At 42.5% G+C, this 24,636-nt stretch carries 20 protein-coding genes and 2 other annotated features; of the genes, 4 read left to right on the top strand and 16 right to left on the bottom strand.

Annotated features, from left to right (window positions below; all coding sequences use genetic code 11):
- Positions 1 to 18: 18 nt before the first annotated feature.
- The 9 genes from trpA to ABD006_RS13690 all read right to left on the bottom strand — a co-directional run bounded on the left by trpA (position 19) and on the right by ABD006_RS13690 (position 8,791).
- Complete coding sequence (trpA, locus tag ABD006_RS13730; protein ID WP_343842158.1) at positions 19 to 807, bottom strand: tryptophan synthase subunit alpha; 789 nt, start codon at positions 805 to 807, stop codon at positions 19 to 21.
- The gene (gene trpB, locus ABD006_RS13725; protein WP_343842155.1) at positions 800 to 2,005 is read right to left on the bottom strand and encodes a tryptophan synthase subunit beta; all 1,206 of its coding nucleotides are present in this window, start codon (positions 2,003 to 2,005) and stop codon (positions 800 to 802) included. Before trpB ends, trpA begins: the two co-directional genes overlap by 8 nt.
- Complete coding sequence (locus ABD006_RS13720; RefSeq protein ID WP_343842152.1) at positions 2,002 to 2,616, bottom strand: phosphoribosylanthranilate isomerase; 615 nt, start codon at positions 2,614 to 2,616, stop codon at positions 2,002 to 2,004. Before ABD006_RS13720 ends, trpB begins: the two co-directional genes overlap by 4 nt.
- The gene (gene trpC / locus ABD006_RS13715) at positions 2,613 to 3,401 is read right to left on the bottom strand and encodes an indole-3-glycerol phosphate synthase TrpC (protein ID WP_343842149.1); all 789 of its coding nucleotides are present in this window, start codon (positions 3,399 to 3,401) and stop codon (positions 2,613 to 2,615) included. The genes ABD006_RS13720 and trpC overlap by 4 nt, the downstream gene beginning before the upstream one ends.
- Positions 3,398 to 4,429 carry an anthranilate phosphoribosyltransferase gene (trpD, locus tag ABD006_RS13710; RefSeq protein WP_343842146.1) on the bottom strand — a complete coding sequence of 344 codons (1,032 nt, stop codon included), beginning with the start codon at positions 4,427 to 4,429 and terminating at the stop codon, positions 3,398 to 3,400. The genes trpC and trpD overlap by 4 nt, the downstream gene beginning before the upstream one ends.
- 29 nt (positions 4,430 to 4,458) lie before the next feature.
- Positions 4,459 to 5,040 (bottom strand): anthranilate synthase component II, encoded by a 582-nt coding sequence (locus tag ABD006_RS13705; RefSeq protein ID WP_343842143.1) that lies wholly within the window; start codon positions 5,038 to 5,040, stop codon positions 4,459 to 4,461.
- Positions 5,037 to 6,458, bottom strand: coding sequence for an anthranilate synthase component I (gene trpE / locus ABD006_RS13700; protein WP_343842141.1), 1,422 nt, complete (start codon positions 6,456 to 6,458; stop codon positions 5,037 to 5,039). Before trpE ends, ABD006_RS13705 begins: the two co-directional genes overlap by 4 nt.
- Before the next feature lie 92 nt (positions 6,459 to 6,550).
- Positions 6,551 to 6,810, bottom strand: a binding site (T-box leader).
- 62 nt (positions 6,811 to 6,872) lie between these two features.
- Positions 6,873 to 7,130: a binding site (T-box leader), on the bottom strand.
- Positions 7,131 to 7,242: 112 nt separating this feature from the next.
- Positions 7,243 to 8,268 (bottom strand): hypothetical protein, encoded by a 1,026-nt coding sequence (locus ABD006_RS13695; protein ID WP_343842138.1) that lies wholly within the window; start codon positions 8,266 to 8,268, stop codon positions 7,243 to 7,245.
- Entirely contained in the window at positions 8,261 to 8,791 is a 531-nt protein-coding gene (locus ABD006_RS13690; protein ID WP_343842135.1) for a sigma-70 family RNA polymerase sigma factor, read from the bottom strand. The genes ABD006_RS13695 and ABD006_RS13690 overlap by 8 nt, the downstream gene beginning before the upstream one ends.
- A 341-nt stretch (positions 8,792 to 9,132) precedes the next feature.
- Here ABD006_RS13690 and ABD006_RS13685 point away from each other — a divergent pair, with 341 nt between their 5' ends.
- Positions 9,133 to 10,425 (top strand): glutamate-1-semialdehyde 2,1-aminomutase, encoded by a 1,293-nt coding sequence (locus tag ABD006_RS13685; RefSeq protein WP_343842132.1) that lies wholly within the window; start codon positions 9,133 to 9,135, stop codon positions 10,423 to 10,425.
- 130 nt (positions 10,426 to 10,555) lie between these two features.
- On the opposite strand, the gene ABD006_RS13680 is transcribed toward ABD006_RS13685, so the two are convergent.
- A complete protein-coding gene (locus ABD006_RS13680) occupies positions 10,556 to 11,107 on the bottom strand; it encodes a DUF2711 family protein (RefSeq protein ID WP_343842218.1) in 552 nt (183 codons plus the stop codon).
- Between the two features lie 769 nt (positions 11,108 to 11,876).
- Between ABD006_RS13680 and ABD006_RS13675 the strand changes: the two genes are divergently transcribed.
- A complete protein-coding gene (locus ABD006_RS13675) occupies positions 11,877 to 12,413 on the top strand; it encodes a DUF5412 family protein (RefSeq protein WP_343842129.1) in 537 nt (178 codons plus the stop codon).
- 264 nt (positions 12,414 to 12,677) lie between these two features.
- Here the strand turns inward: ABD006_RS13675 and ABD006_RS13670 are convergent, their stop codons facing one another.
- Both ABD006_RS13670 and ABD006_RS13665 read right to left on the bottom strand, forming a co-directional pair.
- Positions 12,678 to 13,205, bottom strand: a complete 528-nt coding sequence (locus ABD006_RS13670) for a YceI family protein (protein ID WP_343842127.1) — start codon at positions 13,203 to 13,205, stop codon at positions 12,678 to 12,680.
- Positions 13,206 to 13,659: 454 nt separating this feature from the next.
- Positions 13,660 to 17,865 (bottom strand): 5'-nucleotidase C-terminal domain-containing protein, encoded by a 4,206-nt coding sequence (locus ABD006_RS13665; RefSeq protein ID WP_343842124.1) that lies wholly within the window; start codon positions 17,863 to 17,865, stop codon positions 13,660 to 13,662.
- Between the two features lie 283 nt (positions 17,866 to 18,148).
- Between ABD006_RS13665 and ABD006_RS13660 the strand changes: the two genes are divergently transcribed.
- Positions 18,149 to 19,216 (top strand): FUSC family protein, encoded by a 1,068-nt coding sequence (locus ABD006_RS13660; RefSeq protein ID WP_343842122.1) that lies wholly within the window; start codon positions 18,149 to 18,151, stop codon positions 19,214 to 19,216.
- Positions 19,217 to 19,506: 290 nt separating this feature from the next.
- Here ABD006_RS13660 and ABD006_RS13655 read toward each other — a convergent pair whose 3' ends face one another.
- The 4 genes from ABD006_RS13655 to mutY all read right to left on the bottom strand — a co-directional run bounded on the left by ABD006_RS13655 (position 19,507) and on the right by mutY (position 23,497).
- Entirely contained in the window at positions 19,507 to 21,273 is a 1,767-nt protein-coding gene (locus ABD006_RS13655; protein WP_343842119.1) for an ABC transporter ATP-binding protein, read from the bottom strand.
- A 142-nt stretch (positions 21,274 to 21,415) separates the two neighbouring features.
- On the bottom strand, positions 21,416 to 21,946 hold the full coding sequence (gene ntdP / locus ABD006_RS13650) for a nucleoside tri-diphosphate phosphatase (protein WP_343842118.1): 531 nt from the start codon (positions 21,944 to 21,946) through the stop codon (positions 21,416 to 21,418).
- 150 nt (positions 21,947 to 22,096) lie between these two features.
- The gene (locus ABD006_RS13645) at positions 22,097 to 22,279 is read right to left on the bottom strand and encodes a gamma-type small acid-soluble spore protein (protein WP_044163831.1); all 183 of its coding nucleotides are present in this window, start codon (positions 22,277 to 22,279) and stop codon (positions 22,097 to 22,099) included.
- A gap of 144 nt (positions 22,280 to 22,423) precedes the next feature.
- The gene (gene mutY / locus ABD006_RS13640; protein WP_343842112.1) at positions 22,424 to 23,497 is read right to left on the bottom strand and encodes an A/G-specific adenine glycosylase; all 1,074 of its coding nucleotides are present in this window, start codon (positions 23,495 to 23,497) and stop codon (positions 22,424 to 22,426) included.
- Positions 23,498 to 23,549: 52 nt separating this feature from the next.
- Between mutY and ABD006_RS13635 the strand changes: the two genes are divergently transcribed.
- Positions 23,550 to 24,533 carry a metal-dependent hydrolase gene (locus tag ABD006_RS13635; RefSeq protein WP_343842109.1) on the top strand — a complete coding sequence of 328 codons (984 nt, stop codon included), beginning with the start codon at positions 23,550 to 23,552 and terminating at the stop codon, positions 24,531 to 24,533.
- Positions 24,534 to 24,636: the final 103 nt, after the last annotated feature.

The following is a 24,636-nucleotide window of genomic DNA, read 5'->3' as shown; positions in this document are numbered from 1 at the left end:
CCCACATCCTTTAAAGCATTAAAGGGCCGTTTTTGATTTTCCTGATTCCACCAGCTCTTGAATTTCCTCGTATTTTCCTTCTTCCCATAATGAGATGATTTTACTTCCCACAACGACTCCATCACATTTTCCTCCAATATCCCTGACCTGTTCAGGTGTGGAAATGCCAAAGCCTGCTAATACAGGGGTGTCGCTGTATTTTTTAATTCGATTCAGATAGCTTTCCAAATAATCACTCACATTGGACCTGGCGCCCGTTATGCCATTAACCGTAACTGCATAAACAAATCCCTCGGATGCTTCCACAATTTTTTGCATACGTTCCGCTGGACTAGTAAGGGTCACTAACTGAATGAGGGCAAGATTCTCCTGTTTCAGATAAGGTTTGATCACACCAGCCTGCTCGATCGGTAAATCAGGAATTATCAACCCGCTTACCCCTGCTTCTTTTGCATCCTTACTGAACGTTTCCACACCATATTTATAGACTGGATTTAAATAAGTCATCAAAATGAGAGGAACATGTACCTGATTCCGAATCCCCGATAAATGGTCCAAAATAGCGCGGAGAGAGGTTCCTTCTTTTAATGCCCGTGAACCAGCCTGCTGAATGGTGGGACCATCAGCCACAGGATCCGAAAAGGGAATCCCAATTTCAATAGCCGTAACCCCGGCCTTTTCCAAAAAAGCAATTTTTTCTCCCAGAGAATGTAATCCGCCATCTCCGGCCATAATATAGGGAACAAAGGCCTTATCGCCACGCTTGTGCACCACCTGAAAAGCCTCGTTTAAATCGGTTTTAGTCATGCTCTCCACCTCCTAATGCAGCTTTTACGGTTTCCACATCTTTATCTCCACGTCCGGATAAACAAATGACCAGCGATTCTTCCGGCGTCATATCGGAAGCAAGCTTTTTTGCGCAGGCAATCGCATGGGAGCTTTCCAGCGCGGGAATGATTCCTTCTGTACTGCAGAGCAACTGAAAGCCTTCCAGCGCTTCTTCATCGGTAACAGATGTATACGTGACTCTCTTCTCATCCCTTAGAAAACTGTGTTCAGGACCGACACCCGGATAATCCAGTCCGGCCGAAATCGAATGGGCCTCCTGAATTTGCCCGTTTTCATCCTGGAGCAAATACATCATGGCCCCATGCAGAGAACCAACAGATCCTTTCGTAAGGGTTGCCGCATGCTTATCTGTTTCAAGACCACTGCCGGCTGCTTCTACTCCATACAGCTTCACCTTTTCATCCTCAACAAAGGGATAAAACATCCCCATTGCATTGCTTCCTCCGCCTACACAAGCAACAATCGCCTCTGGAAGACGATTTTCCAGCTCATAAAACTGCTCCTTCGTTTCCTTCCCAATCACACTTTGAAAATCCCGTACCATTTTCGGAAATGGATGAGGCCCCAATACGGACCCGATAATATAGTGGGTATCCTCTACGTTAGTGACCCAGTACCGAAGCGCCTCATTAACCGCATCCTTCAAGGTAGCACTGCCTTGATCCACGCCGACGACTTTTGCACCAAGTAATTCCATCCGAAAAACATTAAGCTTCTGCCTGCGAATGTCTTCCTGTCCCATAAAAATGACACAATCTAAATTTAATAACGCACAGACCGTAGCTGTAGCCACACCATGCTGGCCGGCACCTGTTTCAGCTACAATTTTTTCCTTCCCCATGCGGACCGCTAAAAGCGCCTGGCCAATCGTGTTGTTTATTTTATGGGCACCCGTATGATTGAGATCTTCTCTTTTTAGGTAAATCTTCGGCCCTCTTAGCTCTTTGGTAAGATTTTCCGCAAAATAGAGCGGATTTTTCCGGCCAATATATTGTTCTAAGTAAAAGGTTAGCTGACGATGAAATTCCGGATCCTTCTGCGCTTCATCATAAGCCTCCTCAAGTTCAATCACTGCCTGCATTAATGTTTCCGGGATATATCGTCCGCCGTAAGGACCAAATTGGCCCAGCTGATCAGGCTGCTGATAGGTAGTCATACAAGCTCCTCCTTTTTTGCCTTTTCTATAAACCTCTGAATTTTTTCCGCATCCTTTTCACCGTTCGTCTCGACACCACTGGAGACATCCACCATTGCCGGTTTCACTTCATGAATGGCTTCCTGAATATTATCTGGTCGTAGTCCTCCAGCAAGAATAACCTTTTCTCTGGGGATATCCACATCCTGAAGCAGCTCCCAGTCAAAGGTCATGCCGCTTCCTCCCCGGTACCTGCCCCCTGGACTATCGAATAAATAATAGTCGGTTCGGTAATGTCCAGCCTTTTCGATATCTTCTTTTCCGTTCATGTGAAAGGCTTTAATGACAGGAATCGGGATTTCGCTGCAAAAAGCGGGGGATTCATCGCCATGTAATTGGACAGCATCTATGCCTACTGTGTGAACGGCCTCTAAAACATCACGCAAATTCGGATTGACAAACACACCGACTTTTTTGACATGTGGCGGTATATAGGTGGCTAACTTTTTTGCCTGATCAATGGAAATCCTGCGCTTACTCTCCGCAAACATCAGACCGATAAAATCTGCACCTGCATCCACTGCGCCCTTTACAGCGTGGATATTCTTCACACCACAGATTTTCACCTTCATCCCTGATCACTCCCTAATGGAACGACCAGCTCCTCAAGAGTTTCTTTGATATTATCAGATTTCATTAAAGTCTCTCCTACAAGGATGCCCTTTGCACCGGCTCTTGTTACCCGTTTTGCATCCCCTTTTGATTTAATTCCGCTTTCGCTGATGACCAGCGTCTCCTCAGCCCTTATTTTTTCAGCTAAGGTCTCTGTCACATCAAGACTCACGTCAAAGGTTTTGAGGTTCCGGTTGTTAATCCCTATAATATCCACATCCATATCAAGCGCAATCGTTAACTCATCTTCATTATGCACCTCAAACAGCACCTCTAAATGGTTTCGCCTGGCTTCGTTATATAATGACACAAGCTCATTCTTTGGCAGTGCACTGGCAATGAGTAAAATGACATCCGCCCCATGTGCCTTTGCCCGCCTTATCTGTATTGGATCGATAATAAAATCCTTACACAAAATCGGGACGTCCACCGCTTTTCTAATTTGAGCCAGGTCATCCATGGTCCCTTTAAAAAACGGGGTATCTGTTAAGACCGATATCGCTTTTGCTCCTGCCTCCACATAAGCCTTGGCCTGCTCAACAGGATTGACCTGGTTATCGATATCACCCTTGGATGGGGAAGCCCGTTTCACTTCCCCAATCACACTTAAAAGATCACTGTTCATAAAGGAATCGTATAGCGAATGGACAGTGGTATCTGACGCCGGCTCAACGGCTCCACTGTCTTTTAATTTTTGAACCTCTTTTGCTTTTTCTTTTAAAATATCATCCAGTATAGTTGTCATGCCTCTTTTACTCCCTTCTTACGCTTCTGACTGAATTCAATAAGGTAGTTTAGTTTGGAAAGAGCTGCACCTGACTGAATACTTTCCTCTGCCAGTGCGATACCCTCTTTCAGATCAGCTGCCGTTCCATGGGCTAAGAGCGCAAGACTGCTGTTTAACAGCACTGTTTGATAGGGCGCTCCTTTTTCCCCTTTTAGGACACGAAGTAAAATCTCTGCATTGTCATGAGCATTTCCGCCTTTAATGGCTTCCAGCGGGTACGTGTTTAACCCGAGCTCTTCCGGATGAAAGGTAAACCGCTCGAGCTTTCCATCCGCCAACAGGATGGCATGATTTTCTCCGGCCAGAGAGGCTTCATCCATATATCCTGCTCCATTTAAAACCACTGCACGTTTACGTCCTAAGTGATGAAGCGCCTGGGCCATCATCTCCAGTCCTTCCCGCTGATAGATTCCGAGCAGCTGGGTATCAAGCTCAACAGGATTAATGAGTGGTCCTAACAGATTAAAGACAGTAGGCACTTTCAGATCCTTTCTGACTTTCATAATGCGTTTAATTTTTGGATGAACATGCGGAGCAAATAAGAAGGAGATTCCATTATCCTCCAAAAGCTCATCAACCTCTTCCACGGTAAAATCAAGCGCAACTCCCAGTGCATCGAGGACATCCGCGCTTCCGGTTTTACTGGAGACACTGCGATTTCCATGTTTCGCAACTTTAAGACCTGCTCCTGCCAGGACAAATGCAGAGGTGGTACTGATATTAAAGCTGTGTGAGCCATCCCCGCCGGTCCCGCAGTTATCAATAATGCCCGGGTAGGTTTTTGAAAACGTAAGCGCATGGCGGCGGAGGGCTTCCACGAATCCAGCGATCTCCTCAGAGGTTTCTCCCTTCATTTTCAGCCCCATAAGAAGAGCAGCGATTTCACTGTCTGAAACAGAGTCCTCAAAGAGAAGACCTGCAGCTTCACTCATTTCGGATACACCTAAATTTTCACCGTTGGCTAACGCTTCAAGATAGCTTTTCACTTTCGATTTCCCCTTTCAAAAATGAATTTCTAAACACCTGTTTTTACTTCCCTTAGAAAATTACGAAGCATCTGTTTTCCAGCTTCCGTCCCAATCGATTCAGGATGAAATTGCAGCGCATAAAGTGGGTATTCCGGATGCTGAAAAGCCATAATCTCTTCATCATCCATGGCTGTTGCCATCACCTCAAACGGTTCCGGTAACGTCTGTTTTTCAATGACCAAAGAGTGGTAGCGCATCACTTCGATGGGCACTGTAATCGATTGAAACAGGCCTTTTCCCTCATGCTTAAGAGATGAAGTTTTCCCGTGTTTCATTTGCTGAGCCGGAGTGATTATGGCCCCGAAAGCTGAGCCAATCGCCTGGTGGCCCAGACAGATCCCAAGCATCGGAATTTGCTGATAAAAGGTCTGAATGATTTCGATACAATTTCCTGCATCCTCCGGGTAACCGGGCCCTGGCGAAAGAACGATAGCTTCCGGCTGTAGTTGGTGAATGTCGTCGGTGGTAATCTGGTCATTTCGCCGCACGATGACCTCCTTTTTGTGCTCACCCAAGTACTGATACAGGTTATACGTAAAGGAATCATAGTTATCGATTAACAGAATCATCGCTCCACCTCCAACAGCGCCTTCGCTTTCTGCAGTGTCTCTTCATATTCATTTTTGGGAACAGAGTCCATAACAACACCGGCTCCGGCCTGTACGTACGCCGTTTGATTTTTGATGATCATCGTCCGAATGGCCAGCCCCAGGTCAAGGTCGCCATTTACATTGATGTAGCCAACGGCACCTGAGTATGGGCCGCGTTTGGTCGGTTCCAGGTCATTTAAAATCTGCATGGCCCTGATTTTGGGTGCCCCGGATACCGTTCCGGCTGGCAGGCATGCCGTTAATGCATCCAGACTGCTGACATCCGGTCTTAGCTGCCCCTTGACCTCTGAGACGATGTGCATCACATGCTGGTAGCGCTCAATCTCCATATACCTTGAAACTTCTACAGAACCTATTTCAGATACTCTGCCGATGTCATTGCGTCCGAGATCCACCAGCATTCGGTGCTCTGCCAGCTCTTTCTCATCGGCGAGAAGGTCTTTTTCTAAATTTAAATCTTCTTCTTCGGTCCGGCCCCGTTTTCTCGTGCCGGCAATTGGATTGGTGATGGCCTGCTGATGTTGAACTTTGATCAGGCTTTCCGGTGACGCTCCAAGGATCAGGTAATCTTCAAAATCAATGTAAAACATATAGGGCGATGGATTTTCCGTTCGGAGTTTGCGGTAGAAGGAAAAAGCATCTCCATAAAATTCAGCCTGCAGCCGCTGGGATAAAACAGCCTGAAAAATGTCTCCCTGCCTGATATGCTGCTGAATCCTTTTCACCTTTTCTTCGTATTCCTGTTTCGTTACATTGCTTGTGAAATCACCTGTTTTTATGGATTTTGTCTGAAATTCATTTTGTGAAGGAGTCTTCAGCTGTTCTTCCATTGCGTTAAGTTCCGCTTCCATTCCCTCTTCTTTCTGTGCGCCTGATAAATTCAGGACGACTAAGTAAACCTTCTGCAGCTTGTGATCCATGACTACTGCCTTTTCATAAAACTGAAAATGAATGTCCGGCATCTTCAGGCTGTCAGGTGGAACCTTACCTATTTGTTCAAATTGACGAACGGTATCATAACCTGCGTAGCCAACTGCCCCACCGTGGAAGGGAATCGGCGCATCAGTTTCAATGTCGCCCAGCTGCTCCTGGATCAGGCGCAGGGCTGATTCGTTATATTCCTGTGTAGTGTGAAGCTCCTGATGAAAATGCTGCATCGTGCTTTTTTCACCTGTGCCTTTAATTGATAAATAAGGGTCAGAGCCAATCATGGAAAAACGCCCTGCATCTTCATGCTTAAGGGAGCTTTCCAGTAAAAATTTCTTCGGACCCTTCAGCCGGTGAAATATGGAAATAGGCGTAAGTGTATCACCTTTAATTTCCCTTATCTTTACCTGAATCTTCCGGCCTGAACTGGCCCCTGCCTGTGTACTCATCTCTGCTAACCTCCTCTTCTCAGCTTAAGACTCTGTGCTCAAATGACTTTTGACTATAAAAAAACCTCCAACTGCACATATAACCTGTGCAATTGGAGGACGATTCACCGCGGTGCCACCTCGCATTGGACCTTAAGTGATGTCTTAAGGATCCCGCTCATTTCGGGCACAGGATTGCCTATACCCTATCCGGATAACGGTGAAGGCCGTTCTTCCCTACTTTATTGACGGTTTCCGTTCGGGAAGACTCTCGTAAGTCCATTCAGCAAATCCTATCATACCGGGCTCTCACCGTGCCCCGGTTCTCTGGGATGAATCGGATAGGCCTACTCCTCTTACTCAATGATTTCAGGTATTTACTTTTTAGAAACGTGGTATAGAAAAACCCTTAACATACAAAAAGGGTTCCCCATCCAAAAGGACGAGGAACCCGTGGTACCACCTTTATTAATTGCCAAATCAGCAATTCACTCTATCAGCATCTACGCAAAATACTGCTTCAATGCCTATCTCCTGTAACGATGAGATCTTCGCCAAAGCCTACTATCCACACGTCGGAGTTCGGTTTGGAGGCTCAGAAGTCCATTCACTTATGTCTCCGCACTGGTTCGCAGCGGCCACCAGCTCTCTGAAGCTTCAACAAAAGCTACTCCTCTTCATCAACGCCGAATATTTCCGTTGTTCGAATTGATTGATTATTATGATAGTGTCCAAACAAGAAAATGTCAATAAGAAATTTTATCGCTTTAGCGCTTTAAAAGAGTTGGGGACAGTCCCGACGCAGTTAGTTTTCCTTTAAAAATTTTATTAGATCATTTCGGTTATGGGTTTTATATACCATTTCTTTGTCATCAAAGACGACATAGACCGGGGCTTTTTCTGAATTCAGAAAGGTAAATCTGTCATTTGCAGATTTCAGGGAATTCATGACGGAATAATTGCTCACATTCCGAATCCCGTGTTTATCCAGAAACTCTGAAATTACTACTTGATCATTTCCTACAACCAACAATCCATATTGTCCTTCTACTTGGGCAATTAAAGGATACTGCTCATCAAAGTTAAAGGTTTCTAACGTCCTGATAACTGTTCCCTCAGAGGTTAAGAACTCTACTTTTTCCGGTTTTTCTGCACTTACATACATATAGTTTTTATTATGAATATTACTGATAAACTTATGATTCTCTGTTTTTATTCTTACCTTTTCAATGAACCGGTTTAAGCTGTTTATCGACCCGAACCCTACATAATGGTCTTCATTATACCAGTGGGCATCAACTTTGTTATTTACTGTCAAAAAATTAACGTCGGTATCTTGCTGAGAACGCTTGACTTCAAATAAAGCAGTTACTTCTGTTAAAAGTGCTTCTTCTGTAAAATTTGTCATGACAAGCCATCGATTCTGTACAGGAAAGGCAAAGGTAATTTCAAGATTTGTCACATCAATTGGATATTGTTTTGCTAATAGATCTTCCATTTGTTCGGTCAGTTCTTCATGTTCAAAAGGAGGCTCCTCATGACTAAACGTCTTATCAAATTTTTGAGAGGATTCATCAGGATTGGCTGTCTTATCAACTGGTGTATTTGATATTTGATAATAAGACAAGGCTATTACCACAAAAATCACGCTTGCAATCCCCGTTAATACATACCTCATCCACGCTGACCAAAACCCCCGTTGTTTGTCTGGCACTGAATCAGGGAGGTCTTCCAGAGTCTGATCGATTCTTTTCTCAACACTATAAGGTAATTCCTCCTCTACTCTTTCAGCGTGTTCTCTAAGCAACTGATCCAGCTTTTTGTCATCCACTTTCATTCCCCCTTTCCAGTTCGTTCAGGTTTATGATTTCTGTAAGCTTTCGACGCCCGCGGTTTAAACGGGATTTCACCGTGCCTTTCCTGATTCGTAAAATCTTAGAAATTTCTTCAATAGAATACTGCTCATAATAATAAAGCATAATCACAATTCTATAATTGCTTTTTAACTGTTGTAGCTCATCATATAAATCATAGGCTGGACCTGCTTCTTGATGATGATGGACGGATTCAACGGATTCCATAGGTACGACCCGTTTTTGCTTTTTTATCATGTCATAGCACTGGTTCACGACAATGCGCATCAGCCAGGATTTAAAAGATTTTGCGTTTTTGACCTGACGTATAGATTGATAGCTTTTTATAATCGATTCCTGAATGGCATCTGCACAATCGGCATCTGCTTTTAAAATCCCTTTTGCAACCCGATACATGGAATGCCGATGTCGTTTAATCAGACGGCTAAAGGCCTCTTTATCCCCATCCTGAGCCAGGGCCACATCTTTCTCATCAGACACATTTCCCCCTCCTTCTTTATCTCTAAGACTCCATTTTATACGAAAAGGTTCCCATTATATATAGTTTACTATAAAGTTCAACTAACCATCAGTGGGGGTTTTCTCCATCCCCCACTGATGGTTAGTTGAACTTATCAGGAATTTACTGGCCGTTTATCCCCCACTTAGTCTTGTTGGGGATAAACGGCCAGTTAATACGTGATATTTCCTCCAGGTACAAATACTTTTGTGCTTTAAAGCGGAGCGGGACAGTCCCCACATGCTTTAAAGCATGTGGGGACAGTCCCAAAATTCTGTTTGTGCTACAATAATAGAGGATTTTCGAAATGGGAGGTATTTGTATGGATATAACAAATTCCGAGAAGTTATATAAAGAAGCGAAAGAACATATTGTTGGGGGAGTGAATTCTCCTTCCCGTGCGTATAAAGGGGTTGGTGGTGGTACACCAATCTTTATGGAGAAAGCAAAGGGGGCACATTTCTGGGATGTGGATGGCAATAAGTATATTGATTACTTAGGTGCCTATGGTCCGATCATCACTGGTCACGGACATCCGCATATTGCTGAAGCCATTACGGACGCAGCGCACAACGGCGTTTTATATGGTACTCCAACCGCCTTGGAAAATAAATTTGCCAAAATGCTGAAAGAGGCTATTCCATCAATGGAGAAGGTGCGATTTGTAAACTCAGGAACAGAGGCTGTTATGACAACCATCCGTGTCGCCCGTGCCTATACAAACCGTAATAAGATCATTAAGTTTGCCGGCTCCTATCACGGCCATTCTGATTTAGTGCTGGTTGCGGCAGGCTCCGGACCGTCAACTTTGGGTACACCGGATTCAGCCGGGATTCCTGCTTCCATCGCTGAAGACGTAATCACGGTTCCATTTAATGATATTGAGCCCTTCAAAGAGGCCTTGGAAAAATGGGGCGATCAGGTAGCGGCTGTCCTGGCAGAGCCGATTGTCGGTAACTTCGGAATCGTTGAGCCAAAAGAAGGCTTCCTGGAAGAAGTGAAAGAATTAACCCATAATGCTGGCGCCCTGCTTATTTTTGATGAGGTCATTACAGGATTCCGCTTTACATACGGAAGCGCTCAGCAGTTGTTAAACGTTGAACCGGACATGACCGCTTTAGGAAAAATCATTGGCGGCGGTCTTCCTATTGGAGCCTATGGTGGCCGTGTAGATATTATGGAACAAGTGGCACCTCTGGGACCCGCATATCAGGCCGGTACGATGGCCGGAAACCCGGCATCTATGGCTTCCGGAATTGCCTGCCTTGAGGTTCTTCAAGAAGAAGGTGTTTATGAAAAATTAGATCGATTAGGAGAAAAACTTGAACATGGGCTGCTTGAACAGGCAGAAAAACATGGCATACAGATTACCATTAATCGATTAAAAGGTGCTCTTACCGTTTTCTTCACGGATGAAAAGGTTGAGAATTACGATCAAGCAGAAGCAACAAACCAGGATCAGTTCGGAACATTCTTCAAGCTGATGCTGGAGCAGGGCATTAACTTAGCTCCATCCAAATTTGAGGCCTGGTTCCTCACCATTGCCCATACAGATGAAGATATTGAAGAGACGTTGGAAGCTGCTGACCATGCATTTGAAAAAATGGCTGTCTGAGAATATATACCTTTTAAAGGCTGGGGACTGTCCCGGCCTTTTCAATTTTTATTTGAAAAACTCAATGAGACCCTAGCAAATTTATAACGCATGAACTGGCCGTAATACCCCCACTGATGGAAGTTTCCCTTTATTGCATACTCCAATTTATTTGTGTACTTTTGTTACAATAAAAACCTTCTAAGCTACATGACTCTACTAAATACTCTACAGTTTTTTTATCCGAACATAATAGTGATAAATGACGATCCCAATGGGTAGTAATCAAGATATTATGATTATGTGTAAATAAATTTTTTCCTTTGTTTAACATATCGCTATGGCTAACAAAATCGTCAATATATTCTAATTTTCTTTCTGTCCCAAATTCATCACCTATCCACATCCAGTTATATCCTAGTCTTTTTATACTTTTAAGTAATTTGTTCATAACCAGAGGAGGAAATAGGCCTTCAACAGGCTCTATAATTCCTTCCTTGATACAAGTATTTTCAATTAATTGTACTGTTTTTTTATCCTGATATTCTTCTTTTAATCGCAAAATCCCAGTTTGTAATCCTATATCTAACTGCTTAAAACTTCTTATTCCCGACAATTTCAAGAATTTCTCCCAGGAAATTATTTCACAATCCTCTATAATTTCATTATTACTTGGATATGAACTTGGTTTAAATAAATCTATATCAATTGTTTTGGGTTTAAAAAAGGGTGAAAAATGAGGAAAACTTCATCAAATACTCCTTGATAAAATTCCTTATACTGTCACTTACTTTTTTAACCATAGCTCTTATCCAAAGTTACGCATGAACCAGTTTTTAATAGAATCGGGTTCCCTCTGAAATAACTGTTAGATTTTAATAATTTCTTTTAAAATGGCGTATCTTTTATGCATTCCCTTTTCTAAAATGGTTGAGATGAATTTATGAAACCCCTGGAAAATAGCATTGTTAGAGGGTAAGGAAAGAGTTTTTGCGAATTTTCATACATTTACTTGAATATTTATTTGCCTTCGCATAATGTTTATGTTAACATTATAAACAATTCAGAAAATTTGTCTTCAGTAAAGGTGGAAGTAACCAGTTAAGCGTAATAGCTTATACTTATGTGGGTTTGAACTGGGAGCTGAAGCCGGACAAATTCTTTCGTTCATTTCTTACCCTTTTTAGACTTGAGCAGTTGATTTGCTCAGGACTCCCTTCCTTTCTAGTTTTCACTATTTGGCTTTCGCAGACATTGCGAAAGCTCTTTTTTTGACCTCAGAAATGATTTGTCTGTCATTCAGTAAAACATTAGAAATGATATACCCAATTACTCAAAGATACTTTTCGGTTAAAATTGTTATTGAAAAGGATATTATATTTTATGTTAATTTTATAATATACTTGAGGACAGACATGCTCATACAACTAACTGACAGGAGAATGCAAGAAGAAAGACAGGGGGAGAACTTTGTGAAAAAGGGATACAGCTTAGGCTCTTTTTATTTAATCCTTGTTTGTTTAGGATTGGCTGTCTACTCATTATATTCTAATCTTAGTCATACTTGGTTGATTGCCCCTCCAAATTATATTTTGTTTATGTTTAGTTTGTTAGCTTTGATTTTAGGAATTACTGGTTTTAAAGATAAAAGAAATTGGCGAACGAAAACCAGAAGCTGGTTAACTGTAATTAACTCAATTTTATTGTCTATCATTCTTTTTCTGGCGATTATGTTATCGTTATTCGCTTCTTCATTTGGAGCGAATGAACACATTAAAACAGTACAATCTCCTGATGGCAATTACTCCATTGATTTTTATCGTTATGATGCGGGGGCGGCTGGTTCATTTGGAATAAGAGGAGAATTAAATGGACCACTTTGGTTTAAAAAACGAATTTATTATCGTGATACAGAAGAGCATGTTGAAGTGGAATGGAAGAATGATAGCACTATAGAAATTAACAATCGCACCTTAAATTTAAAAGAAGGAGAAACATACGGATATTAGCTTCGTTCTCCTATTAGAGAAATGATTAGTAAGTGAAAGTATCTGCTTAAAATAGCACACGCGAATTCGTACCCTGCATTAAAATTCATTCCTGTAAATACACCTGCATTTCAGGCATCATTTCGATATGTATTTTCATGTTAACTGTTCGTATAACGTAAAAAATGAGCATCAATTATATTGTCATTAGATGCTCATTTTTATTACTGCCTCAATATTTGTACTCCAAAACTGAACTGCTTAGAATTTATATTTGAACCTTTATTATTCTGCCGGGTTTAACTCTAATTCCAGTTTGATTTTAATCTCTTTACCAACGAGAACGCCGCCGGTTTCCAGTGGTGCATTCCATGTCAGGTCAAAATCTTCACGGTCAATTTTTCCTTCTGCTTCAAAACCGTAAACTGTTCCGCCCCATGGATCTGTTCCCTGTCCACCAAATTCAACATCAAAGGTTACAGGCTTTGTAACACCAGTAATGGTTAAGTCTCCAGCCACTTTGTAATCATCGCCGTCTTTCGTGATGTTTGTTGACGTAAATTCAATCGTTGGGTGTTTTTCCACATCAAAGAAGTCTTGAGATTTCAAGTGGTTATCACGGTCCTCATTACGGGTGTTAATGCTTGCCACATCAAATTTGAATGAAATATCAGCGGTTGTTAGATCTGATAAATCGTCAGCTTCCACCTCTGCCGTGTAAGATTCAAAAACTCCCTTTACTTTTGAAACCATCATGTGTTTGACTTCAAAGCCAATTTCAGAATGTGCCTGATCAACTGCGTACTTTGCCATTTTAAATTCCTCCCATTTTCATTATTATTAATTCGAGATACTTATGCAAAAAATATTAAAATATAATATCTCGAATTCGTTTAATTTTAACTTGAGATAACTATAACAGATTGGTAATTAAATTGTCAATAAATTTTTTATAAAGTTCAACTAACCATCAGTGGGGGGGTTCTCCATCCCCCACTGATGGTTAGTTGAACTTATCAGGATTTTACTGGCCGTTTATCCCCCACTTTGTCTTGCTGGGGTAACCTCAGAACTTGAAGTGGGGGGTATTACGGCCAGTTAATGCGTGATAAATGATTGCTTTGGCCGTTTCACTGAAATATGGGGCAGAGCTTAATCTTTAATTAATTCCAGATAAATCTTGCGACAAAACACCAAATGATTCCTGGATCTGATTTACAATCCAGTAAAAACTCCATACGGGCTCCCCACCCGCATGGAGTTCATTTTAAAACCATTTATTCAACTCACGCTCAATCTTCTTCAGCTCAACAGCACGATTTCCTTTGCCCTGTTCAATTTTGCTTAGAGACTTGGAAACATGATGGACCACTGATTTAATGTGCTGTTTTGTATTTCCTTTTGTTTCTACGACTTCTGTCAGCTGTTCCTTTAGTAATTCTTTAACTCTGTCCAGCCCCAGTAGATTACTGGATTCAACCAGAGTTTCAGCAGCATCTTCTACAGCTCCATCTTCATGAACGAAGAAAAGTTTCGTAACATCTTCCGGTTTACGCGGAATAACTTTGTACCCCCCGAAACTGTAAGTGACAACTCCTATTAAACTCTTATAGTTCTGGCCTTCTGCTAATAGATTCTCTTCATCTGCCAGTACAACTTCGCCTGAAACATCTTCAGCCTGATATTCATTGAATTCATTTACCGATTGGGTTGTCACGTATTCGAGTTCTACCAGCTGTCCTTCAACAGCTTCACCAACATCAGCTGCCTGAACGGTTACAGCTTCAGGTTCACCAGCATTGGTTTCTGTTACTTCCGCATCCTCTGTCACAACCTGAAGAAGTCCGTAATACTCACTGGTTACCCCTTTAGCCTGAATTTTATCGCCCGCTTCTGCTTCTAAATTAGCTGAACGAACGACCATTCCACCGGTTTCATCCTGAACGTAAAAGTTATTTCCGTCCACATAGGTCACGATTCCTTCCAGAATGACCCCACTGCCAACAGCTGCATCACGGGCTTCAGCCATTGTAACATCCTGATAATCAATGGCGCTTCCTTCTGTAATTCTGCCTTCCCCATCAGGATGATAATTCAGAGGATCTTCCTCTGTTGTATTTAAGTGATTCATGAAGTCTACCGTAGCTTCAATATCTTCAGGGCCCATGACCGGATTTTGTCCGAGCTCGCCAATAGGACGGTATTTCTCTCCCTGGGAGGTGCCCATATAATTATTTACTGTTAATGTATAGGTTTTGTTTTCATCAATTGGTGTTCCATCTGGCAGTGTAATGTCCACGACCTCAGTGGTTTCAGGGTCCCATGTATAGTGGAATCCGCTGATACTGTAATCCGGACCGTACTGGGAAGACAGCTGTGCATTCAGAATCGGATAGAGATCCTCACCCTTAATGTCAAATTTCATTAAGACATTTCCAAACGGCTGAATGTTAAACAGATCTCCCCAGGTCACTTCGCCGGCTAATAAATCATCACGGATTCCGCCACCGTTCATCATTGCAAAGTCACTGTCCATGGCCCATTTCATGCCGTCAGCAAGAAAATTTCCTAAACCATGATCTCCATCGTTGGAGTAATCACCCGTTAGATCATAGGCATTATAACCAAGGACCTCATTCATTTTTTCTTCAATAAGAGTAGAATACTTATCTAAAATCGAGGCAACTTCCGTATCAGGCTCCAGCTTGCTTTGATCGGTATATACAATTTCCGCCTGCTTGTCGACAATATCGCCGGTTTCCGTGTCAATTTCAAGGTCAATATCCGCAAATGCTTTTCCATACTCATACGCCTGTACGATAAGTTTGTCATCAACCACTCCATTTACGACCTGATGATTATGAGCAGCAAAAATCATATCGACTTCATCATCAATGGATCTCGCTAAATCTGCGACTGCACCGGTTGCTGATGCTTCACCAGACTGGCTGCCGGGAACGTGGGATAGTACGACAATCGATTCAATCCCCTGAGAGGTTAACTCATCAACTGCCTGATCAATCGCCTCCTGCTCGTCCGTAAAGTCCATATTCTGAATCCCATCCGGCATCACCATTTCCGGTGTTTCCTGAGTGGTTACACCGATAAAGCCAATTTGCTGTCCGGCTACTTCTTTCACGGCATATGGCGGAAGGATGGTTTCACCGGTATTTTTATCGACACAGTTGGCACAAAGGACATCAAAGTTCATACCATCATAGTTTTCTGTTCCTTCAGGATGATCTCCACCATTCACCATTCGCATGAGCTCTTCTGTACCTTCGTCAAATTCGTGGTTGCCGACCGTACCAACATCAAAGCCCATTTCCTCCATAATTTCCACGGTTGGCTCATCCTGATAAAGCGCAGACACAGGGGAGCTTGCTCCGATCATATCACCGGCATGTACTTTTAACGTATTCGGATTTTCCTGCTCTCGCTCTTCTAAATAGCTGGCAACATAATCCATCCGGCCAAACATTCCATCCATTTGGCCATCACCATCTATGTCCAGTTCATATTCCTGATCAATTTTTCCGTGCAAATCATTTAAGCCTAAGAACTGTACAGAAACGGTCTCTCCTGGATTTACCGGCTCTCCTCCACTATCATCTGCCGCAGTATAACCGGCTTCAATCGCATCACTTTCGCTCCAGAAAAAGATCCGCTTATGCACCGGAACCTGCTCAAATTCAGTAGGTTCCACATATTCTCTGGTATCTGAATTTCCAACAAATTTATCAAAGTCGCCACCTTCTAAAATCGCCCGGTATTCAAAAGGAAGCTCAATTAATGGGTTATCCGGATTCCAGATACCTTTTCCTGCATCCTTTGCTGCTTTCACGGCTGACTGATACGTGTCATATTGAGCATTTTCTCCAAATGGCCATAGAAAGTATGTGGCAGCATAGCCTTCCCGAACCATCTCAAGATTGGTATTGATACCATCCTTATTGATCACCTGAGCCAAAAGACGGCCATAATTATCGGTAGGCTCATCCCCAATTTTTAAGGTCACTTCATCTCCTGGTTGCAGTAGTGATTGCAGGTAGGTTTTAGCGGCCTCGCCATGCTCATCCTGATTTTCACCATGCGCACCGTTTGCTGATCCCATATCGGTTTCCGGCGTATCGATGTTGACAAAGCGCACCCGGTCCGAACCTAATACAGGGGTTTCAAGACGAATGGTATCTCCATCTGTCACATATTCCACGGTTGAGGTATATTCCCCGGCGGCAGATGGCGGCTCCGGCTGCTCATCAGCTACTTTAATATCTGCGGCCTCTGTCGGAATGAGCTGGTAGGAATTATACTGACTCAAAATCGCCGTAATGTCATACCATGTTCCTTCTTCAAGCTGGGATACATCAAGGGCCCCTTCCATGACTCTTAAAGTGGTTCCATTAAATTCTTCATCAATTAAGGAAATATTGTATCCCCCGCCTGCAGGGCTTTCAGGAATGGAGGAAATATAGCCATTCACCTGAACACGGGATCCTTCCAAAGGTTCGGCGATTGAACTATCCTGCATATCTGCCAGTGTAATTTCCTGTGGTGCAGGCAATGGTTGATTTTCGCTTAATACTTCTACAGAATCACTGTTGTTTGGCACAACTTCAAGCAGTCCCTGATATTCATCGATCGTCCCTGTCAGCTGCACACGGTCCCCTTTTTCCAATACGGGGTAACCGGTAGCATCAAAATTAAAGACATTGATTCCAGCGGTTTCATCCTGTATGTATGTCGATAGTTGCCCACCGCCAATGGCTGCATTATCGGCTGTAACGACGCCTTCTACAGTTACTTCAGTGCCAACTGCTAAGCTTCGCGCTTCTTCAATACTTACAGACTCACCTGGATCAACAGGATCACCAGGGTCTCCAGGATCTGATGGTTCCCCGTCCATAGAGTGGCTGCCTAAATATTCAAATGTGTCTTTTCCGTGGGAATTCCATTCTGTTTCTGTGTATGTGGTGTTTCCTGATGTAATGGAGGCTTTTCGTACAAGGGTGACATCTTTGGCATAATCACCATCCTGTCCAACGGTACCTAAGATGTCAATTGGAGTATCATTTTTCGTCAGGGTAAACGCATCGTTGCCATTAAAATTAATCACACCTGCTGTTACATCTGCTACGTTTAAAATCTCGGCTGATGCACTGGAGTGAGCAACGACATAAACATCTCCAGCAGACAGGCTTCCTGATAAATTCAAGGTTTGATTCGGTGTCTCATTGCCATTGCTGTAAAGCTCCAGTGTATACTGAGAGAGATCTACTGCCTGTCCTGTCCCATTATAAATTTCAACGGCTTTGTTGTAGGACGACCCTTCAACATACTCTGAAATAAATAAGTCGTCACCTTGTTCACTTTCCGCACTCACTGGATTTCCGAACAATGTGAAAAAGTTGGCGAACACAATGGTCCATACAATGAGCACATTTAAAAGTTTGTTCGACACAAATTTCTTCATGATTCCCCTCCTATTTTTCAATTAAAAACCCTTCTCTTTTATAGTAGACAACGTATCCTTCCTGGTCAATACATCATTCGTTAATTAGGTGTAAATATTCAGTAAAATCTCTGTAAAACAGACAAATTCCGACTATATTCGCACTTTATGACTACACATAAATAAATTGTTCGTATTTTGTCGAAAAATCGTTCATAAAGTTTTCAATGATATTCTTCTGTTTTCCCTTAAATGCGTTATAATACATCAGTGATAAAGGTTTATTTCAGGAAGGAATGGAACAATGAAATTTGGTGCCAGAGTGTTGAAAACCGGATTGGCCGTGTCCATCGCAATGTATGCGGCTTTACTTTTTGACTTTACAGCTGCTGTTTTTGCCGGTATTGCTGCTGTTTTTTCCATACAGCCCTCCATATACCGGTCCTATCAGAAGGTTTTGCAGCAAATCGAGGCGAATTTGCTCGGAGCCGTTATTGCCATTGTTATGGTGTCAATGCTGGGAAATGATCCGGTCATTATTGGCTTTACGATTATTTTAGTTATGGCCATCTGTATTGGCTTCGGTATGAAACAGGAAATCGTCATGCTTGCAGTTGTAACAGTTATTGCGATTATGGAAACCACCGATATGCCCTTTGTAGAATTTGCTGTTACCAGAGTGTCATCCGTTTTTATCGGAATTTTTTCGGCTCTGCTTGTTAACCTTGTCTTTCTGCCGCCAAAATATGAAACAAGATTATTTAAACAAATCGAGCAGACCTCCAATGAAATTTTACAGTGGATTCGCCTTTCATCCAGACACTTATCCGATCAGCCCGCTTTAAAAGAAGAAATTGAAAAACTAATTGAAGATATCACAAAGCTTGATCATACGTACTTATTATTTTCCGAGGAACGTACGTATTCCCGCAAACGCCGGTACACAAAGGCAAGAAAACAAGTCTTATTTCGACAGTTGATTCATACAGCTAAAAAATCCCTGGAAGTTTTACGTACGCTGCAGCGCTATGATCAGACACTTGGTCATTTATCCCATGACCTCAAGACACGGATTGTAAAGCAAATTGATGAAGTCGTTCATATCCACGAAAAACTTATTATGATGTGCATGGGGAAAATAAGGGAAGATGATGAACAGGTTGTCCATCCTGATGAGGGAGAGGATATCACAGCCCTTCTGGAAGATATCATTGCGTTTACACAAAATAAAAGCGATGCATGGCAGTTTCTCCCTCTTGCCGGAAAATTGATGGATTATGAAAATCAGCTGGAACATTTAAAAAAACTCCTGGGAAGCTACCAGCAGTATCATAAGCAGGAGAGTATTAAAACGGAAAGTAATGAATTGTGATGGAGGTTGAGCATTGAATGAATTCTGGTTGTTTTGTTTATTAGGGATCCCTATCAAGCCAATTTGGCAAGACAATCAGTGACCTATAAAGTGAAACCTCAATCAGTGGGAGTTCTATTCACCTCATACTGATTGTTAGTTGAATGAATCGGGGTATTAGCGTTCTTTATCTCCCACCTATACATCCCTGCTCCTTTAAGTATTGAGGGGGAATCTAAGGAAGATTACGCCGCAATAAAAAAATCCATGCTGCATTTTCGGCAACATGGATGACCTTTTTGTAATAGTATTTAAATGGTACTAGTCTCTATTTGGTCTAAATGCTGAACCTGGAACAACTCGTAATAATGACCTTTTTTCGCCATTAATTGCTCATGGCTGCCGATTTCTTTAATCTCCCCATCCTCAATCAGAACAATGCGATCGGCGTGAGTGATGGTCGCCAGTCGATGGGCAACAATAAAGGTTGTTCGGTCATGGGCCAATTTTTCCAGTGCTTCCTGAATTAAATGTTCACTTTCCAGATCAAGTGCAGACGTTGCTTCATCAAGGATAAGAAGCCGCGGGTTTTTCAGAAACACTCTGGCAATCGCCACACGCTGCTTTTGTCCCCCGGATAATTTTACGCCCCTCTCACCAACCAGGGTGTCATAGCCATCAGACAGATCCATGATAAAGTCATGGGCATTCGCTGCCTTGGCTGCTGCAATTACCTCTTCATCGGTCGCATCCGGGTTCCCCATACGGATATTCATGGCAACAGAATCACTAAATAAAATGTTATCCTGAAGCACCATTCCAATATTATCACGTACGGATCGCACCTTATATTTCCGGATATCCTTGCCATCCAATAAAATTTTTCCATCCGAAACGTCATAAAAACGCGGAATCAGACTGACGAGCGTCGACTTTCCGCCCCCGCTCATTCCGACAAATGCAATCGTCTCTCCTTCTTTCACATCCAGGGAAATATCTTTCAGGACGTTTTCCTCTTCCTTTTCATACTTGAAGGAAACATGATCAAATTGAATGTTTCCATTTACGTTCGTTAATTTTTTGGCATCCTTTTTATCGACAATATCATATTCTTCGTCAAGAAACTCAAAAACACGATCCATCGATGCAAGAGCTTGGGTAAGGATGGTCGCTGAATTAACTAAGCGTCGCAGCGGATTATACACCCGGTCCATATACCCAACGAAAGCAACCATCGTCCCAATGGAAAGGCCCCAGCTGATTACCAGATACCCACCAAGGCCTACCACTAATAATGGGGCCAAGTCGGTGATGGTGTGAGTTGCGGTATAGGCCTTTGCGTTCCACGCTGTATGCTCCAGGGATTTTTGCAAATGTTTATGGTTCTGTTGATCAAATTGCTTTTGTTCATGGTCTTCAAGGGCAAAGCTGCGAATGACAGGCATTCCCTGAACCCGTTCATGCAAATAACCCTGAACCTCTGCCAGTGCCTGGGATCTTTCCCGTGTAAGTCGGCGTAAACGGGAATAAAAATACTTTACGGAAAAACCGAATAGCGGGAACAGAACGATGGATATCAACGTTAACCAGACATCGAGCGTAAACATGATGGAAACCGCAATGGCGATCGTCATCATATCCAGCCAGATGTTCATTAGTCCTGTAATTACAAACTGTTTGGTCTGCTCTACGTCATGAATGACCCTGGAAATGACCTCACCGGTTTTCGTCTGGGAATAGAAGCGCAGACTTAATTTCTGAATATGGTCAAACAGTTTATCCCGAATATCATATAAAATCTTGCTTCCGATCCATTGTGCTAAATACTGGCGGAAGTATTCAATCGGCGGGCGAATGATTAGGAAGACGAAGAACGCAATACCCATAATCATTAATAACTGATCAATTTTTTCAGCCTGTGATAATTGCTCAGCACCGATAACGTCATCGATGACATATTTTATAATTAAAGGTAATAATAGCGGTATTCCAAATTTTAATATCCCTATAAAAATGGTTAGAATTAATCGCCATTTATAGGGTTTTACGAACTGTAAATAACGTTTAATAACTCCCAAAACTGCTCACTCCCATGTGCATATCCTGTGTTTGTTTAAAAAAATTATGAAGTCTTGCAGCATGCACCCCCAAAACATGAACGAAAGCCTGCTGAAGACTCAGGCAGGCCTTAAACGTGTCATTACTATAATTTATTTCTTCTTATGTTAAATATGTTAAATAGCGCTCGTACCACTGATCCACAAACTCCGGAGCAAACGGCCCTTTACGCTGTCGAATCCACCGCTGCAGAATCGTAAGCTGGTTTTGCAAAATCGAGTCAATGACCTGGGGGTAATTCATCTCTTGTTTATGTTGCTCATATTCATCCTCATCCAGCAGCGTGAATGTCATATCCGGGAAAACTTTAATATCCAGATCATAATCAATATATTTTAACGCTTCTTCGTCAAAAGCAAACGGAGATCCTAAATTACAATAATAATAAAGTCCATCTGTACGAATCATGCCAATGACATTAAACCAATACTTTGCATGGAAATAACAAATCGCGGGTTCCCTGGTGATCCATGTCCGCCCATCACTTTCGGTCACCTGGGTCCGATCATTTCCGCCAATTAATACATTGTGGTTCGCTTTTAAAACCGTTGTTTTGTCCCAAACTCGATGCAACTGTCCATTATGCTTATAGCTTTGAATTTCTATTTTCTGACCCGGCTCGGGAATTATCATAAAATCTCCCTTTCTCCGCTCAAACGCATGTCCTGTATATATTATACCCATACATCGAGCCAAATGAAAACAGAATACACTCCACGAAAAAGAGCACTCCAGCATCATCTGGAGTGCTCTGCTCTTCATGGTCTCAACGAGGATTGGGGGTTATTTTTTGTTTTGTTGAGACTTTTGGTTTTGTTGTTTTACGCGTTGCACATCCGTTTCAGAAGCGAATTCAGCACCAAACTGCTGTTGACCTTGCTGTTGGCTTTGGCCTTGTGCAGCTTGTTGGTTTTGTTGTTTTACATGCTGCACATTAGTGCCAGATTGGGTTTTCTTGTTAGCCATCCTTATCACCTCCGCACTACTTAATGTAACCATAACCCAGACCAATATCCTGATTCCTGGTTACCAAATAATTCCTCACGTGAATGGAATTTCTTATTGGAGGCAAAATAAGAAATGGCTACTGTAAAGGATCCGTTTATCTCTTTATATAAACGGGATCATTTTCTGATGGGACACTGGAAAAGGAAGCTGTATTAAGTCGCTATAATCCAGAAAAACACCCTTATCTTGCGCAAGTGTCCCATCCTTGACCGTAGCTGCATATACATCCAGCTGCCATACAAGATGGGAAAACACATGTTTAATATTCGTTACCTGTTGATCAAGCTCAAGTTGAAGACCGTACTCATTCCGGAACCATTGGATGATGCTGGAGAAATCAACCTCTTCCAATGAAATCATCGGAAATTGCCAGAGGTTGGCCAGAAGCCCTTTTTCAGGCCTTTTTTGCACAAGGATTTCTCCTTTTTCATTTCTAATTATCAGGACAGCATATGGTTTTCTTTTTTGTTTCTTTTTGGATGACTTAATCGGCAGGGTTTCCTGCAAATCATGCTTATACGCCTGACAATGATCTTGAAGAGGACATTCGTAACAAACAGGATTTTTCGGTTTACAGACTAATGCACCTAATTCCATCAGACCCTGGTTAAACGACGACGGATCTTCCCGGGAAATGATATCGCTAATGATACCTTCAACCAATTTTCTTGTTTTCTGCTTGGCAATGTCTTCTTCTACTCTTAAAATACGGGATATAACACGCATAACATTTCCATCAACAGCCGGTTCTGGCTGCTGATAGGCGATACTCAAAATGGCCCCTTTTGTGTAAGGGCCAACTCCTTTTAAATTACCGAGCTCTTTAGGATTATCAGGAACTTTACCATTGTATTCTTCAACTACCTCTTGTACAGCGGTTTGAAGATTACGGGCACGGGAATAATATCCTAAGCCCTCCCACACCTTAAGAACGTCCTGTTCATCAGCTTTTGCCAGCGCATCAGGTGTAGGGAACTTTTCCATAAAGCGCTGATAATACGGAATCACCGTGTCCACTCGGGTCTGCTGAAGCATAATTTCAGATACCCAGACGTGATAGGGAGTCGGATCCTGCCTCCAGGGAAGATCACGGTGTTTTTCCGAAAACCATTGTATTAGATTCGTTTGAAAAGCTTCTATATCCAATTCTTCAACGCGGGATTGATAATCGTACATAATGAATGACTCCTTCCTTACTGCAAAACAAAATCTTTGAAGGGATGATACGATGGATACAGCCACACACATCACGATGGGAGTCGCTCTGGGCGGCCTCTCAACACTCGATCCTGTGGTTCAGCAGGATTCCATAGTATTTCAATCCATAATAGTCGGGACACTTTTAGGTTCCAATGCTCCTGACTTTGATACCATCCTGAAATTTAAAAATAATGCATTGTATATTCGAAACCATCGGGGAATTACCCATTCCGTGCCAGCAGTTTTAGCCTGGGGAGCTGCCATTTCAACGACCATCCATACATTCGTACCTGAGACCGCTTTTTGGCACTTGTTTTTCTGGACGCTCCTGGCTGTGATTTTACATGTATTTGTCGATATTTTTAATGCTTATGGGACTCAGGCAGCCCGGCCGTTTAACCAGAATTGGATAGCACTCGGCTGGATCAATACGTTTGATCCATATATATTTGCCCTCCATATCATTGGAATTATTGCCTGGCTGATTTTCGATGCTGATCCCGGATTTACTTTTCTCATTCTCTATTTTGTCCTGTTTTTGTACTATTTGAAAAGGTACTATGACAAGCAGGACATCATAACCAAAATTAATCAGCAATTTGATGATGTGGAGCAGATTGTTACTTCGCCAACCATTAGGCATAATTTTTGGAAGCTGGCGATAACCACCGATGACCATTTTTATGTCGCCCAGGCTGAAAATGGGGAAATTAAAGTTGTGGATACCTTTATTCGCAAAAAACTCCCGGACCACCCAGCTATGAAAAAGGCGCTGCAGGACCGGAATGTCAAAGCATTTATCTCCTTTTCACCTGTCTACCGTTGGGAAATTGAAGAATTAGACCGCTATACGGAAGTACGCTTCATTGATTTACGCTATCGTTCCAAGGGGCATTATCCATTTGTGGCGGTTGTCAAGCTGGACCATGATTATAACATTAAGAATTCCTATACCGGTTGGATTTATTCGGAGGAAAAGCTGCAGAAGAAACTGCACCCCGTTCCGAACTAGTCATTTGAGTTACGGAATAAGGGCTTCCTCTTATTACCTAAGAGTCGTTCCGTATACAACAGCCTTCCTGACAAACACTATAAAAGCACGGTTTTTGACACCG

It is taken from the genome of Salinibacillus aidingensis, from assembly GCF_039522525.1.
GTDB classification, from domain to species: domain Bacteria; phylum Bacillota; class Bacilli; order Bacillales; family Alkalibacillaceae; genus Salinibacillus; species Salinibacillus aidingensis.
The sequence above is the reverse complement of the archived record's forward strand: the minus strand, read 5'-3'. Positions and strand labels throughout refer to the sequence as shown.